Here is an 18932-nt window from a genome sequence, read left to right on the forward strand (position 1 = left end):
TCATCCGCTCAAAAAAGGGGGCCAACATCCAGGTTCCGAGCAACTGGTAAGACTCTCACTGCCCGAAATCAGACACCTCCTCACACGGATCGCATGGCCCCGAGACCATAACCCACACCACGTGATCCGCTGCTCATTCTGGCGACGAAAACACCAACACCGCGCCCAACAATGTCACTACAAAACCCGCGGCCACACTACAAACGCGACTGTAGTACTAGGCGGGCGGGCGAACCGAAGCCTTGAACCGCCGTCGGGAATTTGCGAGGTGGCTGCGCATGGCGGCCGAGGCGGCGGTCTCATCGCCGTCGGCGATGGCGGCGGCGATGGACCGGTGCTCGTGCACCACCTGGTCAAAGTGGTCCCGTGCGTAATGTTCGACGCCGGTGAGCAGCCGGGTGCGCGGCATCGCGATCATGGTCTGGCCCAGGGCGGCGAGGCAATCTGAGTAGAAAGGGTTGCCGGAGGCGGCCGCGATGGAACGGTGGAATTCGAAGTCGGACTTCATGGCGTGGCCAGGGTGGTCAGCGCTGGCGGCAAACTGTTCCAGGGCGGCGTTGACCGCCCTCAGCTGGCGGTCGGAGTGGTTGCGGGCGGCCAGAGCCGCGGCCTCGGCCTCCACGCCCATCCGGAACTCGAGCAGATGGAGGCGGTCCTCCACGCTGGCCACGGGGCGGCTGCCCGGGACTGGCTGGGGGCCGTCGTCCGGCGGGGTCAGCGCGAAGCTGCCCCGCCCGCGTTCGGTTTCCACCAGCCCTTCGGCCTGGAGGCGCGTCAGCGCCGAGCGCACCACGGTGCGGCTGACACCGAAGTCGCCCATCAGCGCGTTTTCACTGGGAAGCTTGTCGCCGGGCTGGATGACACCGTCCACGATGCGCGTGCGAAGGTCGGCGGCGAGGTCCGCGGTCAGATTCCGGCTCATGCGTTCAAGGTTACGCGCCGAACTCCACGGACTCGGTGGTCCAGGCGCGGGCCTGGTCGCTGAGGGTCACGCCCAGGCCGGGACGGTCCGGAACCAGCATGCGGCCGTTCTTCGTCTCGAGGCGCTCGTTGAAGAGCGGATCCAGCCAGTCGAAGTGCTCCACCCACGGCTCCCGCGGGTACGCTGCGGCGAGGTGCAGGTGGATCTCCATGGCGAAGTGCGGTGCCAGGCCGAGTCCGCGTTCGTCCGCGAGGGCGGCAAGGCGCAGGAACTGGGTGATGCCGCCGACGCGCGGTGCGTCCGGCTGGATGATGTCGCAGCCGTTGGCGTTGATGAGGCCCTTGTGCTCGGCCACGGACGCCAGCATCTCACCCGTGGCGATGGGCGTGTCCAGGACGTTGGCCAGGTGCGCGTGGCCCTCGAAGTCGTAGGCATCCAACGGCTCTTCGATCCAGATGAGGTTGAACTGCTCTAACTGGCGGCCCATGCGCAGGGCGGTGGCGCGGTCCCACTGCTGGTTGGCATCCACCATCAGGGGAACATCCCAGCCGATGTGTTCGCGGATGCCGGCCACGCGGCGCAGGTCCTCGGCGGAATCCGGCAGGCCCACCTTGATCTTGATGCCGCCGATGCCTTCCTCAAGGAGGACGGTGGCACGGTCCTTGACCTCATCAAGGGAGGCGTTGAGGAAGCCGCCGGAGGTGTTGTACGTCTGGACGGAGTCCCGGTAGGCGCCCAGGAACTTGGCCAACGAGAGGCCGGCGCGCTTGGCCTTGAGGTCGTAGAGTGCAATGTCGATGGCGGCCAGGGCCTGGGTGGCCACACCCGAGCGCCCCACGGAGGCGCCGGCCCAGAGCAGCTTGGTGTAGATCTTGCCGATGTCGTTGGGGTCCTCGCCGAGGAGCCCCTGCGCGACCTCCTTGGCGTGGGCGTACTGGGCGGGACCGCCGGCACGCTTGGAGTAGCTGAAGCCGATACCGCTGTGGCCCAGTTCCGTGGTGATCTCCGCGAACAGGAACACCACTTCGGTCATGGGTTTCTGGCGGCCGGTGAATACCTTGGCGTCACTGATGGGGACGGCCAGCGGCAGGCGCGCAGTGGATAGCTTTACGTGCCGGATGACATCGACGGTACTCATGGGTGCTCCTCGAAAGCAGGCTGTCCGGGCTGCATTGCCCTCCTGCTTAGGGTACAAGTATTCAACTTGTATTACAAGTAGGACTTGCTTATCCCACGAGCCAGGCCACGGCCAGGAGTGCCCCCACGCTCAGCACGGTGGTGCACAGGATGACGTCGCGGGCCACTGTCATACCGCGGCCGTAGGGGGAGGCAAAAAGGAAGACGTTCTGCGCCGTGGGGAGCGCCGCCATGATCACGCTGGCGAGGAGATGCTGGCCCTCGAGCCCGAAGACAAAGCGGCCAAGAACCCACACAATCAGCGGCATTCCGGCGATCTTTAGGAATGTTGCCACAAGTGTTTCGGTACGGCCGTCGTCCTTCTGCAGCGGGGCGCGGCCGGCGAGGGACAGTCCGAAGGCCAGCAGGACCATGGGCACGGCCCCGCCGGCCAGCATGTCGATCGGCTTCTGCAGCAGGTCCGGCGCGGTCCAGCCCGTCAGGGCGACGGCCACACCCAGTGCAGAGGCGATGATCATCGGATTGGCGAACGGCTGCAGCAGCGTCCTCTTCCAGGAGATTTTGGATCCGGAGACCAGCCCCAGGACAGTCAGGTAGAACGGCGCCATCACCAGGAGCTGGACCAAGAGAACCGGCGCCACGTGCTGCGCTGTTCCCACGGCGTATAGGGACACCGGGATGCCGATGTTGTTGGCGTTGGCGTAGCTGCTTGCCATGGCGCCGACGGCGGTTTCCGCCGCAGGACGCCGGAAGAACAGGAAACTCGCCAGCCAATAGAGAAGCCCCACTATCGCTGCGGAGAGTAGCGCGAGCGGGGCATCGGTACCCAGGGCCGCGCGGATGTCACTGCCGGCCACCACCGTGAACAGCAGCGCCGGGTTGGTGACGTAGTAGGCGGTACGCGTCAGCGCTCCCTGGACTTCCGGCCCCAGGATGCGCAGCCGGGCGGCGAAATAGCCCACGGCAATGACGACGGAGACGATCAGGATTCCGGAGATGACGCCGCCCACAGATGAGCCCTTCTATCTAGCTATTGGAATTTCCGCACGGCCGGCACCTGCCCTCAGAGCCGGAAAATCCGACTTCCAAATGCCGTGGGTTACTGCAGGGCGGTCAGCGCGGCGAGGACGGCGGGCAGCAGCACGTCATTGCGGCCCCAGACCGGATCCAGGATTTCCACGTACCAGGAGTCGGCGAGCAGCAGCGCAAGTGTTTCATTGGTTTCGTCCGCCCAGTCCCGGATCTGCTCTTCCTCGACCGGAGTCTCGCTGGAGCCGAGGACGGTAACTACGTCGTCGCCGTCGAGCGTTACCGGGATGGCGGCGCTGCTGGCCTCGCCCGGGGCATGCGCCACAGTCACCAGCTCAGTTCGGGTGGAAAGGGCCAGGAGTTCCACGGCCGCCTCTGCACTGCAGAAGCCGGTCACGTACTGCCGCTGGGCGGAGTTTTCGGTCCGCAGGCCGGGCTGGGACTCCTTGGTGAACAGCCCGCTCCTGTTTAGGGCGGACAGCTCCGCCGCGATGGGTTCAGTTTCGGCGTCATAGCTGACCGTGAAGGTGGCGGCCTGGTACTCGCTCTTGCCCTCCAGCCAGCGCGCCGTCAGTTCCCCGGCCGCTGCAAGGGTGATGGCCTGCCGCCAGGCCCCCTTATCCTCCAGGCGCCTGCCGAACTGGTCACGGATTTCCGCTTCTGTGGGTTCCATCCTCGGATGCTACGGCGCCCCGCCGCCGGACTCCAGCGGCGGCGACACAGCAGTTAATGTCCGCCGGCGGTGATTCCGGCCGGGATCCCGGCCGCCCGTTCCGCCGCGGCCAGGGCAATGCCAAAGCGGACGACGGCGGGAGCGTACCCTTCGTGCGGCACCGCCCGCAGCTGATCTGCCTCCCGCATGGCGCGGATCAGAGCAGAGGTCTCGGGCAGCCGGACGTCCGTCATCGCCGGGTAGTCGATGCACTTGGCAGGGTCCAATTCGTAGCGGCTCCACCGCGACAGGAGCGCGTCATGTTCAGCCTGCGCCGCGGTGTGAACTGGCTGGTCCTGCCGCAGCTGTCGGCGGCGTGACTGCCAGGCCATGATCCGAGGACTGCCACGGTAAGCCGCCACTCCCGCCCCCGTCCCCAGCACAGCGAGGACCGCGCCGGACCACGGTGATGCGAGTGTGGGAATGAGGATCGCCGGAAGTGCCACAGCGGATCCCATAAAGACGTCCCAGAACACGGGGTCCGGGGCGCGGACGGCAGGGTCCGGCGTCGAATGCTGGCGGACAGCCAGGACCGTGGCAGCCACCGCGCACACCAGCACTGCACCCCAGAAACCCAGCTGCAACGCTCCAAACAGGACGGATTCTGCAAATGCCGGCACTGCGGCACCTCCCCGCGTCAGGCCCGGACCAGGATTCCGGACTGCTCCTTCCATTGCAACCCCTCCGGCCGCCGGGGTCAATGGGGGCCGGCTGCACCGGCAGAGTTTCCGCGCTGGAGGTTCCCGCGCCTGCTGCGGGCCGGGTAGCTTGGGACCATGAGACTGAAAATGTGTAGCATCCATGTCCAGGATCCGGCCGCCGCCCATATTTTCTACACCCGGACCCTCGGGTTCGAGACACTCATGGCGATGCCCGAGTACAACCTTTTTATCATCAAGGATCCGGGCGCCGATGCCGGTTCTGTCGGTCTGTTGCTGGAGCCCAGCGACAACCCGATCGGTGCAAACTACATGAAGGCACTGCATGACGCCGGGCTCGCGGCCATCACGTTCGGGGTTCCGGATGTGCAGGCCGAGTACAACCGGCTGGTGGCTGCGGGCGTGACCTTCCAGGGCGAACCGTCAGAGGATCCGTCCGGGATCAGTGCAGTCTTCGACGACGGCTGCGGCAACTTCGTGCAGCTGCACCAGGACTGACGCTGCCGGGACTGACTTCCCGCCAGGAATAACAGTTCACCAGGAACAACAGAGGCTTGTCCGCGGAACCGAATCGTCAAGGTTCGGATCCGCGGACAAGCCTATGAAAAGCGCAGGCTGTTTGGCCAGCGCAGGTGACTCAGAAAGCGGAGGCTACTCGGCCTGGGCGCGGGCCTTCTTGGCGTCCTTCTTGGCAGCCTCGTCCTTGACCCGCTGGGCTTCGGTGCGGACGGCGGCGTGGGTGGAGCGCTCGGTGACCAGCCATGCCGGGGGAGCCTGCAGCAGCGCGGTGATTTCCGCCGTCGTCAGCGCTTCCTCAACACCGCCGCGGGCCAGGCCGCTGATGGAGACGTTCAGCTTCTGGGCCACCACCGGGCGGGGGTGCGGGCCGTTGCGGCGGAGCTCCGCGAGCCACTCCGGCGGGTTGGTCTGGAGTTCGGCGAAATCGGCGCGGCTGATGGTTGAATCCTGGAACTCCTGCGGTGTTGCCGGCAGGTAGATGCCAAGCTTCTTGGCAACGGTGGCCGGCTTCATGGACTGGGAGTTTGCAGAGGTCATGGTTCAAGGGTATCTGCCTGCCTGCCTGAAAGGCACCAGCTCCGCAGCGGCTCAGCGCCAGCCCTGAGCCAGCCCCGCCCCAATTCCGGCATTGCGGGGCCGCGCGGGCGGTACTGTGAAGACGTGCCCGCAGACAATGAATCCCCGCAGAACGCCAGCCCCGACGAATCACCGGAGCAGGAGGCGCCGCGCGTGCTCCGCTTCGCCTATGTGGCCGGCGTGACCCCGGGCAAGTGGATCCGCCGCTGGGAAGAGCGCGTGCTGGACATCCCGCTGGAGTCGTTTATGTCCGACGACGGCGCCCAGCTTTCCGTATTAAGTGACGGTTCTGCGGACCTCAGCTTTGTCCGGCTTCCGGTGGAGCGCGAGGGCCTGAACGTGATTCCCCTGTATGAGGAACAGCCCGTGGTGGTGGCGCCCAAGGGGCACGAGATTTCGGCGTTTGAGGAAGTGGCCCTGGCCGACCTGTCGGCAGAGACTTTCCTGGACGTCGCCGAAATGGGTGGTCCGGAAGCGGCCATGCAAGTGGTGGCGTCCGGTGCGGGCCTCGTGATCCTGCCGATGTCCGTGGCCAGGCACTTCAACGTCAAGGACACCGTGGCCCGCAGGTTGACGGGTGCCCCCGTCACGGAGATCGCGCTGGCCTGGCCCAGCGATTCCACGGACGACATCATTGAGGAGTTCATCGGGATTGTCCGCGGCCGCACCGCGGCGAGCTCCCGGCAGCCCTCGGCCCAGCAGGAGAAGCCCAAGAAGGAACCGAAGCCGGACAGGCGCGGACCGGCCGTCAAGAAGCCGAAGGTGGCCCAGCGCTACGCGCCGAATCCGGACAAGGGCCGCGGCAAGGGTTCACGGAAAAAGGGCAAGCGCTAGCAATTTTGCCGGCGCCGCCGGCAATTTATGGTGGGCTGCTGGCAATGCCAGCCTTGCCGGCGCGGCCGGCAAGGCCGGAACTAGGCCGAGCAGGCTTCCGTCAGTGCGGCGATTGATTCGGCCGGCACCTGGTCTCCGGCCTCGGCGATCTGGCCCAGCGGCGTCGTAATTTCAGCGGGCACACCGGCAGCGTCCGCTGCGGACACCAGCCCGCCCAGCAATGCCTTGTCCTGAACGCTGACCAGCCCGTCCTCCACCACGGTGCAGACCTGCTTCTTGACCTCGTCCGAGGCTGCGGTTGCCACCTTGGAGGCGGCATCGTTCGCGGCGTTTTCAGCCACTTCCTGAACCGATCCGCAGGCGGAGAGCAGGAGCATCAAGGGGACGGCGGACAGGGCGGCAAGGCGGCGTTTCATCACTTCAGCCTAGCCGACCGCTGGGGTCTCGGTCCGCCGGCCGGCCCTGTGAAAGGCACCACCCTGCTGTAACTTGATGTCACGCGGACGTGCCGCAAACGGAGGAAAGGCCAACTCGCATGGGGAACAACAACGACCGGCGGCTGCCCCGGCTCGAAGACGTGGCAGCGCGGGCCAATGTTTCCCACCAGACGGTCTCGCGGGTGATCAACAACCATCCGAATGTCAGTGCGTCGACGCGGGGGCGTGTCGAGGCGGCGATTGCCGAGCTGGGCTACCGGCGCAACACGGCCGCGCGGAGCCTGGTGACCCGGCGCACCCAGACCATCGGCGTCCTTGCCTCCGAACTGGGACAGTATGGGCCGGCCAATACGCTGCTGGGCGTCCAGCAGGCCGCCCGGGAGGCTGGCTATTTCGTGAGCATTGCCGCGATCAAGGGGGCCGGGGCTGAGGCCATTTCCGATGCGGTGGGCCACCTGACGGACCAGGGTGCGGATGGCTTGATTGTCATCGTGCCGCACGACGGAACGCTTGAGGTGCTGGAAGGCCTGAACCTGCATGTGCCGGTGATCGTGGTGGGTGAAGCGGGCCATGGGCAATTGTGCGGGGTGATGTTGGACCAGAAGCTCGGAGCGCGCCTGGCGGTTGCCCACCTGATCAGCCTTGGCCATCAGCGGATCGGCCATGTCTCGGGGCCGCTGGACTGGATCGATGGCCAGGCCCGTGTTGACGGCTGGCGCGAGGAACTGGCGGAAGCCGGGCTGAGCGACGACCTCCTGGTCGAGGGCGACTGGAGCGCCGGCAGTGGGTACCGGATCGGGAAGCAGCTGGCAGAGCAGCGCAACGCCACGGCGGTGTTCGTCAGCAACGACCAGATGGCGCTGGGGCTTTTACGGGCGTTCGGCGAGAAAGGCGTCCGCGTACCCGAGGATGTGTCCGTGATCGGCTTCGACGACCAGCCCGAATCCGCCTACTTTATGCCCCCGCTGACCACTGTCCGCCAGGACTTCGAAGAACTCGGCAAACGCTGCATGGACCTGATGCGCGCCCAGGTCGAGGACGGCGCCGCCGGTGGCACCCTGGTGGTTGGCCCCGAGCTCGTAGTGCGCGACAGCACCGCCGCCCGGCCGCGGCTTACCTGAGGACCGGAGCCCCACTTGCGTAACGCGTCTGCATGAATTCCTTGACATGTTCTTTGTTAGCGCTAACAATTGGAGGGACTTCGCAATGCTGCGGAACACATTGGAGGATTTGATGGACGTCTCAGTGGACGGAACCGAAAACTTTGTCATTGGCGTGGACTACGGCACGCTCTCCGGGCGGGCCGTGGTGGTCCGCGTGAGGGACGGCAAGGAACTTGGCAGCGGGGTCTTCGATTACCCGCATGCCGTGGTAACGGATGTCCTCCCGGCGGATGTCGCGAATGTAGCGGCCGTTGCCGATGGGCCAGCCGCCCGCCTTCCCGGGGAATGGGCCCTCCAGGTGGCCAACGACTACCGAGACGTCCTCCGCCACGCCGTCCCCGCGGCGATCGCCGACGCCGGGATCGACCCGGGCGCCGTCGTCGGCATTGCCACTGACTTCACGGCCTGCACCATGGTGCCGGTCAAGGCGGACGGGACGCCGCTGAATGAGGTGGCCGGCTTTGCCAACCGCCCGCACGCCTATGTGAAGCTGTGGCGGCACCACGCCGCGCAGCCCCAGGCGGACCGCATCAATGCGCTGGCGGCTGAAAGGGGCGAAAGCTGGCTCCCGCGCTACGGCGGACTCATCTCGTCCGAATGGGAATTCGCCAAGGGACTGCAGCTCCTGGAGGAGGACCCGGAAGCCTACGCCGCGATGGATCACTGGGTGGAGGCCGCCGACTGGATCGTCTGGCAGCTCTGCGGCAACTACGTCCGCAACGCCTGCACCGCCGGCTACAAGGGCATCTACCAGGACGGCCGCTACCCCTCCGAGGACTTCCTGGCCGCGCTGAACCCGCAGTTCAAGGACTTCGTCAGCACCAAACTGGAGCACACCGTCGGCCGGCTGGGCGACGCCGCGGGCTACCTCACGGCCGAAGCCGCCGGATGGACCGGCCTGCCCCAGGGGATCGCTGTGGCGGTGGGCAACGTGGACGCGCACGTCACCGCCCCGGCGGCCCGGGCCACGGAGCCTGGACAACTGGTGGCCATCATGGGCACCTCCACCTGCCACGTTATGAACGGCACCGAACTGCACGAAGTTCCGGGCATGTGCGGTGTGGTGGACGGCGGCATCGTGGACGGCCTGTGGGGGTACGAAGCCGGCCAGTCCGGCGTCGGCGACATCTTCGGCTGGTTCACCAAGAACGGCGTCCCGCCGGAATACCACCAGGCCGCCTCCGCCCGCGGGCTCGGCATCCACGAATACCTCACCCAACTCGCCGCAAAACAGGCCATCGGCGAGCACGGGCTCATTGCCCTCGACTGGCACTCCGGCAACCGATCGGTGCTGGTGGACCACGAACTCTCCGGCGTGGTGGTGGGCCAGACCCTCGCCACGAAGCCCGAAGACACCTACCGGGCGCTGCTTGAGGCAACTGCCTTTGGAACCCGCACCATCGTGGACGCCTTCCGCGATTCCGGCGTGCCGGTCAAGGAGTTCATCGTGGCCGGCGGGCTCCTGAAGAACAAGCTCCTGATGCAGATCTACGCAGACGTCACGGGCCTGCAGCTCTCCACCATCGGCTCCAGCCAGGGCCCGGCCCTCGGCTCCGCCATCCACGCGGCGGTGGCGGCCGGCCGCTACCAGGACATCCGGGCGGCAGCGGCAGCCATGGGCTCCGAACCTGGCGCCGTTTTCACGCCCATCCCGGCGAACGTTGCCGCCTACGAGGAGCTGTTCCAGGAATACCGGACGCTCCATGACTACTTCGGCCGCGGCGCCAACGACGTGATGCACCGGCTCAAGGCCATCCAGCGCCGGTCCGTCCGCCCACTCGTCACCGCCGGGGTTTCCGCATGAGCGCGCTGCTGGAATCCATCGCCCAACTCCGGGCCGAGGTGTGCGCCCTGCATGCCGAACTGACCCGCTACGAGCTGGTGGTCTGGACCGCAGGCAACGTTTCCGCACGGGTACCCGGCCACGACCTGATGGTCATTAAACCGTCGGGGGTTTCCTATGACGACCTGAGTCCCGAGCTTTTGGTGGTCACGGATCTCTACGGCACTCCGGTCAGTGGCGCCAACATCGGCAGTGGCGGCACAGTCCACTGGGGCAACCCGCCGCTGTCGCCGTCGTCGGACACCGCCGCCCACGCGTACGTCTACCGCAACATGCCCGACGTCGGCGGCGTGGTCCACACGCACTCCACCTACGCCACCGCCTGGGCCGCGCGGGGCGAGGCGATCCCGTGCGTCCTCACCATGATGGGCGACGAGTTCGGGGGCCCCATCCCGGTAGGCCCGTTCGCGCTGATCGGCGACGACTCCATTGGGCAGGGCATCGTGGAGACGCTGCAGGACTCCAACTCGCCCGCGGTGCTGATGCAGAACCACGGCCCGTTCACCATCGGCAAGGACGCCCGAGCGGCGGTGAAAGCCGCAGTCATGTGCGAGGAAGTGGCGCGGACCGTGCACATTTCCCGGCAACTCGGCGAGCCCGTGCCGATCGACCCGGCCCAGATCGACTCCCTCTACGACCGCTACCAGAACGTCTACGGCCGCTAGGCCGCCTGAACCCCCAGTACTTCACCCGACTTTTACAGGAGAAACCCATGACCAACGCCAACAGCACGTCCCTCGGCCACTACGAGGTCTGGTTCCTCACCGGCAGCCAGCACCTCTACGGCGAGGACGTCCTCAAACAGGTCGCCGCCCAGTCCCAGGAGATTGCCGCCGCTCTCAACGAATCCTCGGATGTTCCGGTCAAGCTCGTCTGGAAGCCCGTGCTGACGGACTCCGACGCCATCCGCCGCACCGCGCTGGAAGCGAACTCGGACGATTCCGTGATCGGCGTGACGGCGTGGATGCACACCTTCAGCCCGGCCAAGATGTGGATCCAGGGCCTGGACCTGCTGCGCAAACCGCTCCTGCACCTGCACACCCAGGCCAACGTCGAGCTGCCCTGGGCGGACATCGACTTCGACTTCATGAACCTCAACCAGGCAGCCCACGGCGACCGCGAGTTCGGCTACATCCAGTCCCGCCTGGGCATACCGCGCAAGACTGTCGTCGGCCACGTGTCCAATCCGGAGGTGTCCCGCCAGGTGGGATCGTGGCAGCGCGCCTCCGCGGGCTGGGCCGCCGTCCGCACCCTCAAGCTCACACGGTTCGGCGACAACATGCGCAACGTCGCCGTCACCGAAGGTGACAAGACCGAGGCCGAGTTGCGGTTCGGCGTCTCCGTCAACACCTGGTCCGTCAACGAGCTCGCCGACGCCGTGCACGGCGCCGCAGAGTCCGACGTCGACGCGCTGGTTGCGGAGTACGAGCGCCTGTACGAGGTGGTCCCGGAGCTGAAGGCCGGGGGAGCCCGGTACGAGTCGCTGCGCTACAGTGCCCGGATCGAGCTGGGGCTGCGCAGCTTCCTGGAGGCGAACGGCTCTGCCGCGTTCACCACCTCCTTCGAAGATCTGGGCGCGCTGCGACAGCTGCCGGGCATGGCGGTCCAGCGGTTGATGGCCGACGGCTACGGTTTCGGCGCCGAGGGCGACTGGAAGACCGCCATCTTGGTCCGGGCGGCCAAGGTCATGGGTGCAGGCCTGCCGGGCGGCGCCTCGCTGATGGAGGACTACACGTACCACCTCGTCCCCGGGGCAGAGAAGATCCTGGGCGCCCACATGCTCGAGGTCTGCCCCTCCCTGACTGCCACCAAACCGCGCGTCGAAATCCACCCGTTGGGCATCGGCGGCAAGGAAGACCCGGTGCGGATGGTCTTCGACACCGACGCCGGCCCTGGCGTTGTGGTTGCCCTTTCGGACATGCGCGACCGATTCCGGCTCGTGGCGAACGCCGTCGACGTCGTGGACTTGGACGAGCCGCTGCCGAACCTGCCCGTGGCCCGCGCGCTCTGGCAGCCCAAACCGGATTTCGCTACTTCGGCCGCCGCCTGGCTTACCGCCGGCGCCGCGCACCATACCGTCCTGACCACCGCCGTCGGCATGGACGTGTTCGAGGACTTCGCCGAGATCGCCCAAACGGAGCTGCTGACCATTGACGACGGCACCACCATCCGCGGTTTCAAGAAGGAACTCGCCTGGAACGCCGCCTACTACAAGCTGGCCGGCGGGCTGTGAACGGAGCCGAATACGGGCTTCGGTACGGGCAGTACACCGCGCTGATTACCGCGCGGGGAGCGGCGGTGCGTGTGCTGCAGCACGGGGGACGGGACCTCGTGGTCCCGTTCCCGGCCGGCGGGCCCAACCCACACTTCCGCGGCGTTGTCGTCGCGCCCTGGCCAAACCGGATCCCCGACGGGAAGTATGCCTTTGACGGCGTGGACTACCGGGTACCGGTGAACGAACCGGCCCGGCAGTGCGCCCTGCACGGCTTCACGCCCGAGCTCGACTGGACGCTGGAGGCCCGGACAGAGTCCGCGCTCACGATGTCCAGCAGCATCGGGCCGACGCCGGGCTACCCCTTCGCGTTGACCATCACGGCCTGCTACCGGCTGGACAGCGACGGCCTGCACACTGCCGTGACCGCAGCCAATGTGGGGGAGCGGGCCGCGCCCTACGGCGTGTGCCCCCACCCCTATCTACTGGCAGGGCCGGCGCCGCTGGACGAATGGAGCCTGGAGGTCCCCGCAGGTACCTTCCTAGAGGTGACGGCCGACAGGCTGCTGCCGCTTGCCACCCGCCCGGTTGCGGGGCACGACTATGACTTCCGCGAGGGCCGCGTTATTGGCCCCACGGCGATCGACCATGCCTTCACGGATATTGCGTTCGACGGCGGAGGGGAGGCCCGCGTGGTGGTCCGGGACCCGGGCGGCACCGCCGTCGGCATGGCCTGGGACCGCAGCTGCGGCTGGGTGCAGCTCTACACCGGGGACACGGAACCGCCGCTGCCCACCCGGCTGGGGCTCGCCGTCGAACCGATGACCTGCCCGCCGGACGCGTTCAACACCGGGACGGACCTTGTGTGGCTCAAACCCGGAGCCTCACACGGCGCTTCCTGGCGCATCTTCGCCACCTGACGCGTCCCTAGACTGTGAGAATTCGCTGTGGATCGGTCTAAGATTAGCGCCGAATGTGTGTTGACTCACATGTCTTGAAAAGCTATGTTTGTACCCAGTTGTTAGCGATAACAATTTGCCGGAGATCCCTCACCGGCTGAATCTCCGTTCCATCCAGACCTACGCAATCCTCCCGCTGTTACCCGCCCCCGCAGGGGGCACAACGACGTGCAGGGCTGCGATCAGCAACTTCGCGGACCACGGGGTCCGCGAAAGGAGAAAATTGTGAAGATCAGAAAAATCCTGGGCACCGTTGCGGTTGTCCTCGCTGTGACCGTCGGGGCCACCGGCTGCGGCAGCCGGGGCGGCTCCGCCGCCGAGCCCACCGCCGCCGACGCGGCCGGCTCCCTCGTGGGGATCTCGATGCCGACGCAGACCTCGGAGCGGTGGATCGCGGACGGCAAGAACGTCTCCGGCTCCGTTTCGAAGCTCGGTTACAAGGCCGACCTGCAGTACGCGAACGATGACATCCCGACCCAGGTGGCGCAGATCGAGAACATGCTCACCAAGGGCGCCAAGGCCCTGATCGTGGCGGCCATTGACGGCACCACGCTGACCGACGTCCTCGCCAAAGCCAAGGAACAGAACGTCAAGGTCATCGCCTACGACCGGCTCATCAACGGCACGCCGAACGTCGACTTCTACACCACCTTCGACAACTACACCGTGGGCGTGCAGCAGGCCACGTCGCTGCTGACCGGCCTGGGCCTGGTTGATGCCGCCGGCAAAAAGGTGGACGGCAAGGGCCCCTTCAACGTGGAGCTCTTTGCCGGCAGCCCGGATGACAACAATGCCAACTTCTTCTGGACCGGCGCCATGGACACCCTCCAGCCGTACCTGGACGCCGGCACCCTGAAGGTACCCAGCGGACAGACCAAGTTCGAGCAGGCAGCCATCCTTCGCTGGCAGGCCCCCGTGGCCCAGAAGCGCATGGAAGACATCCTCACCGCCGCCTACAGCTCCGGCACCAAGCTCGACGGCGTCCTCTCACCGTATGACGGGCTCTCCATCGGCATCATCTCCGCCCTGACCAGCACCGGCGGCTATGCCAAGGGAAGCCTGCCGATCGTCACCGGCCAGGACGCTGAAAAGGGTTCGGTCAAGTCCATCACCGCCGGCGAGCAGTACTCCACGATCTTCAAGGACACCCGCCAGCTGGGTGCGCAGGCCGTGAAGATGGTGGACGCCCTCCTGAAGGGCCAGGAGCCCGAGGTCAACGACACCAAGACCTACAACAACAAGGTCAAGGTGGTCCCGGCCTACCTGCTCAAGTCCGTGATCATCACGGATGAGAACTACAAAAAGGAACTCATCGACTCCAGCTACTACACCGAGGCCGACGTCAAGTAGCCACTTCGAAGGGAGGCGGCCCGCCGTCGGGTCCTGGCCGCCTCCCTTCCCGTAGACCCCTGCAGCCGCAGGCCGTCCCAGGTACTACCAGTCAGTGAGAATTGGCGATGAACACACCCATTCTTCAAATGCGAGGAATCACCAAGACCTTCCCGGGCGTGAAGGCACTCCAGGATGTCACCCTGCAGGTGAACCGCGGCGAGGTCCATGCCATTTGCGGCGAAAACGGTGCCGGAAAATCCACCCTGATGAAGGTGCTGTCCGGCGTCTACCCGCACAGCTCCTTCGACGGCGACATCCTGTTCGAAAACGAGCCCTGCAACTTCTCCAGCATCAGCGACAGCGAGAAACGCGGAATCGTGATCATCCACCAGGAACTGGCGCTGAGCCCCTACCTGTCGATCGCCGAGAACATCTACCTTGGCAACGAACAGGCCAAGCGCGGCTGGGTGGACTGGCGGAAAACCAACCTGGAGGCCGCGAAACTCCTGGCCCGGGTGGGCCTGAGCGAGAACCCGGTCACTCCCGTGCAGCAGATCAGCGTGGGCAAGCAGCAGCTCGTGGAAATCGCCAAGGCGCTCTCGAAGGAGGTCAAGCTCCTCATTCTTGACGAACCGACGGCGGCACTCAACGACGAGGACTCGGGCCACCTGCTGGACCTGATCCTGCACCTCAAAGGCCAGGGCGTTACGTCCATCATCATCAGCCACAAGCTCAACGAGATCCGCAAGGTCGCGGACGCCGTCACCATCATCCGGGACGGCAAGACCATCGAAACCCTCCGCCTGGGCGAGGGCGGAATCACGCAGGAACGCATCATCCGCGGCATGGTGGGCCGGGACCTGGAAAGCCTCTACCCGGACCGGACTCCCCGGATCGGTGGGGAAGTCCTGCGGATCGAGGACTGGTCTGTCCGGCACCCGCAGGACCACAGCCGGATGGTGGTCAACAACGCCAGCCTCAACGTCCGCCAGGGGGAGGTGGTGGGCCTGGCCGGGCTGATGGGCGCCGGCAGGACCGAGCTGGCCATGAGCGTGTTCGGCCGCAGCTACGGCACCGCAACGTCCGGCAAAGTCTTCAAGCACGGTGTCGAAATCAACACCGGCACCGTTTCCGCCGCCATCAAGCACGGGATCGCCTACGCCACCGAGGACCGCAAACGCTATGGCCTGAACCTCATCGAGGACATCAAGCGGAACGTGTCCATGGCCGCCCTTCCCAAGCTGGTCAAGGGCGGCTGGGTGGACAAGAACCAGGAAACCGTCGTGGCCAACGACTACCGGAAAAGCATGAACATCAAGGCGCCGTCAGTTGCGGCCATCACGGGCAAGCTGTCCGGCGGCAACCAGCAGAAAGTGGTGCTGAGCAAGTGGATGTTCTCCGACCCGGACGTGCTGATCCTCGACGAACCCACCCGCGGGATCGACGTCGGCGCGAAGTTTGAGATCTACACGATCATCGCGAAGCTTGCCGCCGAAGGAAAGGCAGTCATTGTGATCTCCTCCGAACTGCCCGAACTGCTGGGTATCTGCGACAGGATCTACACACTGTCCGCCGGGCACATCACCGGCGAGGTCCCCATCGCCGAAGCATCGCAGGAAACCCTCATGCATTTCATGACCAAAGAGAAGGAATAGCGAACATGTCCGCCCTCCGAGAATCCCTGGGCTTCCTGACAAGCCGCCTCCGCCAGGTTGGCATCTTTGTCGCCCTGATCCTGATCGTGCTGCTGTTCCAGGTCCTGACCGACGGGATCCTGCTGCAGCCGCAGAACGTCACCAACCTGGTGGTCCAAAACAGCTACATCCTCATCCTGGCCATCGGCATGGTGATGGTGATCATCGCCGGCCACATCGACCTGTCCGTCGGATCGATCGCCGGCTTCATCGGAGCCGTCGCCGGTGTGATGATCGTGCACTGGGGCTGGGCCTGGTGGATCGCCATCCCCGCCTGCCTGCTGGTCGGCGCGCTGGTGGGAGCCTGGCAGGGATACTGGATTGCGTACGTCGGGATTCCCGCCTTCATCGTCACCCTCGCCGGAATGCTCATCTTCCGAGGCCTGACCCTGATCACCCTCAAGAACCAGCAGATCACGCCCTTCCCGGCCGAGCTGCGGGCCCTGGGCGGCGGCTTCCTGCCGGACATCTCCGGCGGCACCTCGGTGCTGGAATGGCTGACGGTCATCCTGGGCGTGGGCGCCACCCTGGCGCTGGTCATCCAGGCGGTCAAGGAACGCCGGATCCGGAAGAAGTTCGATCTCGAGAATGAACCGATGGCCTGGTTCGTCATCAAGACTGCGTTCATTACCCTGCTCATGCTGATCATCACGTTCCTGCTGGCAAGCTACCGCGGCACCCCGATCGTCCTGATTGTGCTCGCGGTCCTGGTGATCGTCTACACGGCCCTGATGAATAACAGCGTCTTTGGCCGGCACACCTATGCGATCGGCGGCAACCTCCACGCCGCGGAACTGTCCGGCATCAAGACCAAGGCGGTCACGTTTCGCCTCTTCGTGAACATGGGCGTCCTCGCCGCACTGGCAGGCCTGGTGTTCACCGCCAGGCTCAACTCCGCGCAACCGGCCGGCGGCACCGGCTTCGAACTGGACTCGATCGCGGCGGCGTTCATCGGCGGTGCTGCAGTCCAGGGCGGCGTCGGCACGGTGGCCGGAGCCATGATCGGCGGCCTGATCATGGGTGTGCTGAACAATGGCATGTCCATCCTGGGCCTCGGCACGGACTACCAGCAGCTCATCAAGGGCTTGGTGCTGCTTCTCGCCGTCGGCTTCGATATCTTCAACAAAAACCGCAGCGGCAAGGGCGGCGGAGCGGCCATCGGCAAGCGCCTCAAGGTCAAACCGAACCCCGGTGCCGCCGCTGACGCGGGCCGGCCCACAGGCGAGGTTCCCGCTCCGGTGCCTGCCGCGAAGTAGCTCACGGCGGCCGCGGCCCACGGCTTTATTCAGCGTCGGCCGCGTCCCCGTGCACCTCGCTCAGGTTGTCCTCGGAGCGGTCCAGATACGCGAGTAGAAGGTCAGCCGCACGGTCCAGTTCCCCGGACTCCAGGGCCAGGCAGATCGCCTCGTTGTCCGTCAGATAGTGCTGGTAAAACTGTGCGTCAACCGTGGCTTTGTGGAAGAACAGGCGCATCTCGGCCAGCACCTGGCCCATGATGCTGTTCAGCCGCGGGCTTCCGGCCATGGCCACAATGGCGCCGTGGAAGTGCTGGTTCGCGGTGCCCAGGGCTTCGTCATCACCGGCTGCCGCGGCGCGCTTGCCTTCCTCGACGGCGGCCCGGACGGCGGCCACATCCTCCGGGCTGCCTCCGGCGCGCAGGGCGCTGACCTCGATGGCGCGGCGGACCGTATATACGTCGTGGATGTCCTCTGCCTCCAGACTTGCCACAAAGACACCGCGGTTGGGATGACGGACCACCAGGCGTTCGCTGGCAAGTTCAACGAAGGCCTCACGCACCGTGTTGCGTGAGACGCCCAGGTCCTCCGCAATGGTGGATTCGGTGAGCCTCGTTCCCGGGAGCAGGGCTCCCTCCGCCAGCTGCAGGCGGAGTTCACCCGCCACGCGCTCCGCCACGGACGGAACGGACACGCGAAGGCGCCCTGCGGGCGTCCGGGTACCCCGGTCCGCCGTTGTAGCCGTCGAATCGCGGGAAGAGGCGCGGGAAGAGGGGACGGGCGGGTCTGAAGAGGCCATACACGAGAATTTACACGATCGTCACATTGTGGAATCGAAGGATTGTTGAACAATCTGTAAATTTAGTGCATCCTAGTAGGACCACTCAATGAGACGGGGATCACAAATGGCAACGATTGACCTGAACAGCGACGTCGGCGAGTCCTTCGGACGATGGAGCCTCGGCGACGACCTGGCGATGTTCGGCTCGGTTTCGAGCGCGAACGTGGCCTGCGGATTCCACGCCGGCGATCCCAGTGTCATCCGCAGGACCTGCCGCGAGGCGGCTGCTGCGGGCGTCGTCATTGGTGCCCACGTCGGCTACCGGGACCTCGCCGGTTTCGGACGCCGTTTTATGGACATCAGCCCCACAGAACTGGCCGACGACGTGGTGTACCAGATCGGTGCCCTGCAGGCTCTGGCCGCGGTTGAGGGAGCCCGGGTCCGGTATGTGAAGCCGCACGGCGGACTGTACAACGCCATCGTGACGCACACAGCGCAGGCCCACGCCGTCGTCGACGCCGTGAAATCGGTTGACCCCAACCTGCCGATCCTCGGCCTCCCAGGCTCGGAAGTTCTGCGGCTTGCAGAAGAAGCCGGCCTGCGGGCAATCCCCGAAGCGTTCGCGGACCGGGCCTACAATCCGGACGGCACGCTCGTCTCGCGCTCCCAGCCCGGCGCAGTGCTTGAGAATCCCGCACTGGTGGCGGAACATGTCCTACGGATGGCCACTGAATCAGCGGTCCGCGCAATCGACGGTTCCATCCTTCAAATCCGCGCAGAAAGCATCTGCGTGCATGGTGACTCACCGGGGGCCGTAGCGATGGCCACTGCAGTGAAGTCCGCTCTCGGCGACGCCGGTGTCAGCATCGGCTCGTTCCTCTAGCCCCA

19 protein-coding genes are annotated in these 18932 nt (G+C 65.9%); 11 read left to right on the forward strand and 8 right to left on the reverse strand.

Going from position 1 to position 18932, the window contains the following annotated elements; translation table 11 throughout:
• Positions 1 to 217: 217 nt before the first annotated feature.
• The 5 genes from AC50YA_RS18320 to AC50YA_RS18340 form a co-directional block, all read right to left on the reverse strand.
• Positions 218 to 922 carry a FadR/GntR family transcriptional regulator gene (locus AC50YA_RS18320; protein ID WP_494983646.1) on the reverse strand — a complete coding sequence of 235 codons (705 nt, stop codon included), beginning with the start codon at positions 920 to 922 and terminating at the stop codon, positions 218 to 220.
• Between the two features lie 10 nt (positions 923 to 932).
• Entirely contained in the window at positions 933 to 2060 is a 1128-nt protein-coding gene (locus AC50YA_RS18325; protein ID WP_494983647.1) for an L-talarate/galactarate dehydratase, read from the reverse strand.
• Between the two features lie 88 nt (positions 2061 to 2148).
• Positions 2149 to 3069, reverse strand: a complete 921-nt coding sequence (locus AC50YA_RS18330) for an AEC family transporter (protein WP_160675929.1) — start codon at positions 3067 to 3069, stop codon at positions 2149 to 2151.
• A gap of 89 nt (positions 3070 to 3158) precedes the next feature.
• Entirely contained in the window at positions 3159 to 3761 is a 603-nt protein-coding gene (locus AC50YA_RS18335) for a DUF6919 domain-containing protein (RefSeq protein ID WP_494983648.1), read from the reverse strand.
• A 53-nt stretch (positions 3762 to 3814) separates the two neighbouring features.
• On the reverse strand, positions 3815 to 4420 hold the full coding sequence (locus tag AC50YA_RS18340; RefSeq protein WP_494983649.1) for a hypothetical protein: 606 nt from the start codon (positions 4418 to 4420) through the stop codon (positions 3815 to 3817).
• Positions 4421 to 4576: 156 nt separating this feature from the next.
• Here AC50YA_RS18340 and AC50YA_RS18345 point away from each other — a divergent pair, with 156 nt between their 5' ends.
• Entirely contained in the window at positions 4577 to 4957 is a 381-nt protein-coding gene (locus AC50YA_RS18345) for a VOC family protein (RefSeq protein ID WP_494983650.1), read from the forward strand.
• Positions 4958 to 5110: 153 nt separating this feature from the next.
• Here the strand turns inward: AC50YA_RS18345 and AC50YA_RS18350 are convergent, their stop codons facing one another.
• On the reverse strand, positions 5111 to 5515 hold the full coding sequence (locus tag AC50YA_RS18350; RefSeq protein WP_160675920.1) for a DUF5997 family protein: 405 nt from the start codon (positions 5513 to 5515) through the stop codon (positions 5111 to 5113).
• A 123-nt stretch (positions 5516 to 5638) separates the two neighbouring features.
• Between AC50YA_RS18350 and AC50YA_RS18355 the strand changes: the two genes are divergently transcribed.
• Positions 5639 to 6388, forward strand: coding sequence for a LysR family transcriptional regulator substrate-binding protein (locus AC50YA_RS18355; RefSeq protein WP_494983651.1), 750 nt, complete (start codon positions 5639 to 5641; stop codon positions 6386 to 6388).
• An 80-nt stretch (positions 6389 to 6468) separates the two neighbouring features.
• On the opposite strand, the gene AC50YA_RS18360 is transcribed toward AC50YA_RS18355, so the two are convergent.
• The gene (locus tag AC50YA_RS18360) at positions 6469 to 6804 is read right to left on the reverse strand and encodes a hypothetical protein (protein WP_494983652.1); all 336 of its coding nucleotides are present in this window, start codon (positions 6802 to 6804) and stop codon (positions 6469 to 6471) included.
• A gap of 119 nt (positions 6805 to 6923) precedes the next feature.
• Here AC50YA_RS18360 and AC50YA_RS18365 point away from each other — a divergent pair, with 119 nt between their 5' ends.
• The 8 genes from AC50YA_RS18365 to mmsB all read left to right on the forward strand — a co-directional run bounded on the left by AC50YA_RS18365 (position 6924) and on the right by mmsB (position 17284).
• Positions 6924 to 7946 (forward strand): LacI family DNA-binding transcriptional regulator, encoded by a 1023-nt coding sequence (locus AC50YA_RS18365; protein ID WP_494983653.1) that lies wholly within the window; start codon positions 6924 to 6926, stop codon positions 7944 to 7946.
• Between the two features lie 112 nt (positions 7947 to 8058).
• Positions 8059 to 9792, forward strand: coding sequence for a ribulokinase (gene araB, locus AC50YA_RS18370; RefSeq protein WP_494983654.1), 1734 nt, complete (start codon positions 8059 to 8061; stop codon positions 9790 to 9792).
• A complete protein-coding gene (locus tag AC50YA_RS18375; protein WP_494983655.1) occupies positions 9789 to 10496 on the forward strand; it encodes an L-ribulose-5-phosphate 4-epimerase in 708 nt (235 codons plus the stop codon). The genes araB and AC50YA_RS18375 overlap by 4 nt, the downstream gene beginning before the upstream one ends.
• A 47-nt stretch (positions 10497 to 10543) precedes the next feature.
• The gene (gene araA, locus AC50YA_RS18380) at positions 10544 to 12064 is read left to right on the forward strand and encodes an L-arabinose isomerase (protein WP_494983656.1); all 1521 of its coding nucleotides are present in this window, start codon (positions 10544 to 10546) and stop codon (positions 12062 to 12064) included.
• Positions 12061 to 12963, forward strand: coding sequence for an aldose 1-epimerase family protein (locus AC50YA_RS18385; protein ID WP_494983657.1), 903 nt, complete (start codon positions 12061 to 12063; stop codon positions 12961 to 12963). Before araA ends, AC50YA_RS18385 begins: the two co-directional genes overlap by 4 nt.
• A gap of 261 nt (positions 12964 to 13224) precedes the next feature.
• Complete coding sequence (chvE, locus tag AC50YA_RS18390) at positions 13225 to 14352, forward strand: multiple monosaccharide ABC transporter substrate-binding protein (RefSeq protein WP_494983709.1); 1128 nt, start codon at positions 13225 to 13227, stop codon at positions 14350 to 14352.
• A 107-nt stretch (positions 14353 to 14459) separates the two neighbouring features.
• Positions 14460 to 15989 (forward strand): multiple monosaccharide ABC transporter ATP-binding protein, encoded by a 1530-nt coding sequence (gene mmsA / locus AC50YA_RS18395; RefSeq protein ID WP_494983658.1) that lies wholly within the window; start codon positions 14460 to 14462, stop codon positions 15987 to 15989.
• A 5-nt stretch (positions 15990 to 15994) separates the two neighbouring features.
• Positions 15995 to 17284 carry a multiple monosaccharide ABC transporter permease gene (gene mmsB, locus AC50YA_RS18400; RefSeq protein ID WP_494983659.1) on the forward strand — a complete coding sequence of 430 codons (1290 nt, stop codon included), beginning with the start codon at positions 15995 to 15997 and terminating at the stop codon, positions 17282 to 17284.
• A gap of 25 nt (positions 17285 to 17309) precedes the next feature.
• On the opposite strand, the gene AC50YA_RS18405 is transcribed toward mmsB, so the two are convergent.
• On the reverse strand, positions 17310 to 18062 hold the full coding sequence (locus tag AC50YA_RS18405; protein WP_494983660.1) for a GntR family transcriptional regulator: 753 nt from the start codon (positions 18060 to 18062) through the stop codon (positions 17310 to 17312).
• 106 nt (positions 18063 to 18168) lie between these two features.
• Between AC50YA_RS18405 and AC50YA_RS18410 the strand changes: the two genes are divergently transcribed.
• A complete protein-coding gene (locus tag AC50YA_RS18410) occupies positions 18169 to 18927 on the forward strand; it encodes a LamB/YcsF family protein (RefSeq protein ID WP_494983661.1) in 759 nt (252 codons plus the stop codon).
• Positions 18928 to 18932: the final 5 nt, after the last annotated feature.

The organism is Pseudarthrobacter sp. RHLT3-21 (assembly GCF_059383495.1).

Coding starts and splice junctions, on each gene's coding strand:
- AC50YA_RS18350 (WP_160675920.1), bottom strand. CDS start 5,515: ATGACCTCTGCAAACTCCCAGTCCATGAAGCCGGCCACCGTTGCCAAG.
- AC50YA_RS18320 (WP_494983646.1), bottom strand. CDS start 922: ATGAGCCGGAATCTGACCGCGGACCTCGCCGCCGACCTTCGCACGCGC.
- AC50YA_RS18410 (WP_494983661.1), top strand. CDS start 18,169: ATGGCAACGATTGACCTGAACAGCGACGTCGGCGAGTCCTTCGGACGA.
- AC50YA_RS18325 (WP_494983647.1), bottom strand. CDS start 2,060: ATGAGTACCGTCGATGTCATCCGGCACGTAAAGCTATCCACTGCGCGC.
- AC50YA_RS18365 (WP_494983653.1), top strand. CDS start 6,924: ATGGGGAACAACAACGACCGGCGGCTGCCCCGGCTCGAAGACGTGGCA.
- araB (WP_494983654.1), top strand. CDS start 8,059: ATGGACGTCTCAGTGGACGGAACCGAAAACTTTGTCATTGGCGTGGAC.
- AC50YA_RS18360 (WP_494983652.1), bottom strand. CDS start 6,804: ATGAAACGCCGCCTTGCCGCCCTGTCCGCCGTCCCCTTGATGCTCCTG.
- mmsB (WP_494983659.1), top strand. CDS start 15,995: ATGTCCGCCCTCCGAGAATCCCTGGGCTTCCTGACAAGCCGCCTCCGC.
- AC50YA_RS18375 (WP_494983655.1), top strand. CDS start 9,789: ATGAGCGCGCTGCTGGAATCCATCGCCCAACTCCGGGCCGAGGTGTGC.
- mmsA (WP_494983658.1), top strand. CDS start 14,460: ATGAACACACCCATTCTTCAAATGCGAGGAATCACCAAGACCTTCCCG.
- AC50YA_RS18405 (WP_494983660.1), bottom strand. CDS start 18,062: ATGGCCTCTTCAGACCCGCCCGTCCCCTCTTCCCGCGCCTCTTCCCGC.
- AC50YA_RS18335 (WP_494983648.1), bottom strand. CDS start 3,761: ATGGAACCCACAGAAGCGGAAATCCGTGACCAGTTCGGCAGGCGCCTG.
- AC50YA_RS18345 (WP_494983650.1), top strand. CDS start 4,577: ATGAGACTGAAAATGTGTAGCATCCATGTCCAGGATCCGGCCGCCGCC.
- araA (WP_494983656.1), top strand. CDS start 10,544: ATGACCAACGCCAACAGCACGTCCCTCGGCCACTACGAGGTCTGGTTC.